At 43.4% G+C, this 4,068-nt stretch carries 4 protein-coding genes; all 4 read left to right on the forward strand.

Going from position 1 to position 4,068, the window contains the following annotated elements:
* Positions 1-113: transposase (locus ACOCD9_RS19870; RefSeq protein WP_036400142.1), on the forward strand; the 113-nt coding region annotated here is incomplete at its 5' end.
* A 480-nt stretch (positions 114-593) separates the two neighbouring features.
* Entirely contained in the window at positions 594-1,229 is a 636-nt protein-coding gene (locus tag ACOCD9_RS19875; RefSeq protein ID WP_287700199.1) for a FeoA family protein, read from the forward strand.
* A 42-nt stretch (positions 1,230-1,271) separates the two neighbouring features.
* Entirely contained in the window at positions 1,272-3,596 is a 2,325-nt protein-coding gene (gene feoB / locus ACOCD9_RS19880) for a Fe(2+) transporter permease subunit FeoB (protein WP_419548259.1), read from the forward strand.
* Between the two features lie 108 nt (positions 3,597-3,704).
* On the forward strand, positions 3,705-3,944 hold the full coding sequence (locus ACOCD9_RS19885; RefSeq protein ID WP_419548260.1) for a FeoC-like transcriptional regulator: 240 nt from the start codon (positions 3,705-3,707) through the stop codon (positions 3,942-3,944).
* Positions 3,945-4,068 lie beyond the last annotated feature (124 nt).

Consider the following 4,068-nt stretch of genomic DNA (forward strand, 5'->3'; position numbering starts at 1 on the left):
CAGTGGAAGGAATTAATAATAAACTGAAGGTGATTAAAAGGAGAGGCTATGGATTTAGAAACTTTAAAAACTTTAGTCTTAGATGTTTATTAAATTGGCATTTTGCTAGTTGATTTTACATGGTAAGTTCGGAAGAACCGGGAAAGTTTACCAATTACTCGTTTTTCTGGGTGTTCAGGGAGCCACCAGTAACCTTCTCTTTCAAATTCGTCAATCATATTAGCTGATCATTAAGTTTGTAGTATAAATATACCTTTTCGCATTGTAGCGAATTTAGTACAAGGTAACTAACAAATTTTCGGCATTAATGAAGATTTTCGTCTCTCAGCGATCGCCATGGATCAGAGACCGGTGACTTTTTTAAAGAAAAAATTTTCTTTTCTGTCTCCCCTTTGGGATTACACTGGTAATTGAGAATAATTAGCATTTATTTTTAGCGATCGCAAGTCTTAGACAGTTTCAAAACCGTTGACTGAGGCTGACAGTAGTGCAGTTCTCACCCTTTGGCTACTTCAGTAAACTCGATGAGCTATTAAGGAATTATTATCACTCTTAAATGAAAGACCTTCATTACCTTTGGAGATAAGAAAAGCATGGACGATAAAATTAGACCTAATGCCCCAGAAAAACCAGAAAAATCGCCAAATAAAGCCCAATTTTCCCCTTGGGGTGGTAAAAAGACAGAATTAGATAATGTCACTCCCACGGGTAATGACTTTGCTGCCACTTATCCTTTAGCACAAGTGGAAATGGGAAAAACCGTCTGGTTAGTGGGATTTCAGGGGACAGGAGGGATCAATCGACTCCTAGGTATGGGATTAAACCCCGGCATTCAATTACAGGTAATTAGCTCCCAACCGAGGGGATCAGTTTTAATTGGCATTCAAGACAATCGTATCGGTATCGGGGCGGAAATGGCCGAAAAAATCCTCGTTAGTGACATTCAACCGAAAAAACTGGAACCCAAAAAAGACCTACCTGAAGTAAGAACATTTCTGCGGGAGATACCCATAGGAAAAGCGGGTAAAGTCGTCGGTTATGACCGAACATTGCGCGGATACAAAGGAAAATTGTTATCAATGGGATTAACTCCGGGGACAGAGTTTACCGTTATTCGCGTCGCACCTTTGGGGGATCCCGTCGAGATTCGAGTGCGGGGATTTCATCTCAGTCTGCGTAAACAGGAGGCAGACACTTTAATCGTCGAAGAAATAGACCCAAAAAGCTAAATTTAATCATCTAAGCCTATTCATCACTCAATATCCTAAATTATGGTCAAACCGATTATCGCCTTAATTGGCAATCCTAACTGTGGCAAAACTACCCTTTTTAATGCTCTCACCCGGTCCAATCAACGGACCGGCAACTGGCCGGGAGTAACAGTCGATCGCAAAGAGGGACAATTTCAAGTTAACGGGGAAGATATCACCCTTGTGGATTTACCCGGAGTCTATTCCCTTGATGTGGAAGAAGGGGAGACAGGAATGGATGAATTAGTCGCTAGGGACTATCTACTGTCAGGAGAAGCGGATTTAGTGATTAATATCGTCGATGCTGCCAATTTAGAGCGTAATCTCTACCTGACTACCCAAATCATGGAGATGCGTTTACCGATGTTGATTGCCCTGAATATGATGGATGTGGCCAAAACTAGGGGTATTGTGGTTAATCCGCAACTCTTAAGCGTTCGCATGGATGCAATTGTCGTCCCGATTAGTGCGGTTAAAGGGGAGGGAATCGGAGAATTAAAGCAAAAAATTGGGGAATTAGTCGATGATATTAGCCATACTGCCGCTTATGTGGCTTATCCTGCGGTAATTGAGGAAGCTCTGAGCGAGATTGTTGCCTACATTAACGACCATAGCAGTAAAAGGATCGTTGAGCCAAGATGGACTGCTTTAAATCTACTGCAATACGAGGATCGCATCGCCCCAGAATTGCGCTCCCAGGAACTATTAAGCATTATCGTCAAGCATAGACGACAAATACACCAAGTTTTAGGGGAAGACCTTGATATTTTAATTGCTGATACTCGTTATGGCTTTATTCAACAAGTTACTCAGGGAGCCACTCAACGGACTGGACAGATAAATGATACCATGTCCGACCGCCTCGATCGGATTGTTCTCGATCGCTGGTTAGGAATTCCGATATTTTTGGGCGTAATGTACCTAATGTTCTTATTTACCATCAATGTTAGTGCTGCCTTTATCGATTTCTTCGATTTAACTGCCCAGACTATCTTTGTCGATGGTTTGTCCCAAGTTTTACAAACAATCCATACCCCGGGTTGGCTAATTGCTCTGCTCGCTGATGGGGCGGGGGGAGGTGTGCAAACCGTCGCCACTTTTATCCCCGTAATTGGCTTTATGTTCCTCTTTTTGTCAATTTTAGAGGATTCCGGCTATATGGCCCGGGCAGCCTTCGTCATGGACCGATTGATGCGTTTGGTGGGATTGCCGGGTAAATCCTTTGTCCCCATGCTAGTGGGATTTGGTTGCAGTGTACCGGCAATTATGGCCACCAGGACCCTAGAAAATTCCCGCGATCGTTTAATGACGATTATGATGAACCCTTTTATGTCCTGTGGGGCCAGATTACCTGTTTATGCCCTATTTGCCGCAGCTTTTTTCCCCATAGGTGGTCAAAACATCGTTTTTGGTCTTTATATCTTAGGAATTCTCGCCGCTATTTTGACGGGATTGGTGATGAAAAAAACCCTACTCAAGGGAGAAGTCAGTCACTTTATTATGGAATTGCCTCCCTATCATCTACCGCGTCTGAAAGGGGTTTTAATTCGCACTTGGGAACGTCTGCAAGCGTTTTTATGGAAAGCTGGACGAGTTATCGTTTTAATGGTGATGATTTTGGGACTACTCAACTCCCTCAGTTTTGATGGTTCTTTTGGTAATCAAGACAGCGAGCGATCGGTTTTAAGTGCCACCAGTAAAGCTGTAACTCCTATTTTCTCACCCATGGGACTAGAGCAGCAAAATTGGCCGGCAACGGTGGGCATTTTTACGGGAGTTTTTGCCAAAGAAGCGATGGTAGGCACATTAAACTCAATTTACAGCCAACTAGCGGGGGAAGATAACCCGAATAAGGGGGCAGCACAGGTAAAATTCGACTTTTGGGGGCAAATTCAGGAAGCTATCGCCACTATTCCCGCCAATTTAGCGCAATTACCCAATCAATTACTTGATCCCTTGGGTTTAAATATTGGTGATCTGCAAGATCAAAAAACGGCTGCCGAGAAGCAAGAGGTAGATTTAGGAATCTTTGGCGCAATGGTGAAAAGATTTGATGGTCAAGCGGGTGCTTTTGCCTATCTATTGTTTGTTCTGCTCTATTTTCCCTGTGTTTCGGCCACATCGGCAGTATATCGCGAAACTAATGCCGGTTGGACTGCTTTTATTGCCTTCTGGACCACAGGAATGGCCTATATTGTTGCCACTTCCTTCTATCAAATCGCCACTTTTTCTCGACATCCGGGATTTTCTCTCTTTTGGATAGTCTTGATGGGTTTAACCGTAGTCGGGGTTTTATTCATCTTAAAAAATCTCCGTCCCCGAAAAATCAATCGTCCGGCAATTTAAAAGTAGGGTGGGTTAGGCGACAAAAAGCTAGGCAACTAACAAATTATTTAGATTCGCCGTAACCCACCGCAATCAAGCAATTTTTATCAATTTTTTCGCTTATAAACCATGATTTTAACCGATATACAGGCTTATCTTGTCAAAAATAAGAAAGCATCTCTGTCTGACTTATCCACACACTTTCGGATGTCAGCGGATGCCTTAAGTCCTATGCTCGATCGCTTGCTGAAAAAAGGGCGAATTCGCCTGATTTCCCTAGAAAAATGCGGAGGATGCAGCCGTTGTTCCCCGGAATCTATGGTTTTTTACGAATGGATTGAGGGCAATTCCACAGGGACAAACAGATAAAAGTTTAATACTACAGAAGTGATCTAAGTAGGTAGGCGTTAAAAGTTGTCAGATGCCCCCCTTATCAAGGGGGGATTAAGGGGGGATCCCCCCGCCTATCGGCACCCCCCTTATCAAGGGGGGC

The sequence above is a fragment of the Microcystis sp. genome, from assembly GCF_048564745.1.
Taxonomy (GTDB): domain Bacteria; phylum Cyanobacteriota; class Cyanobacteriia; order Cyanobacteriales; family Microcystaceae; genus Microcystis; species Microcystis ichthyoblabe_A.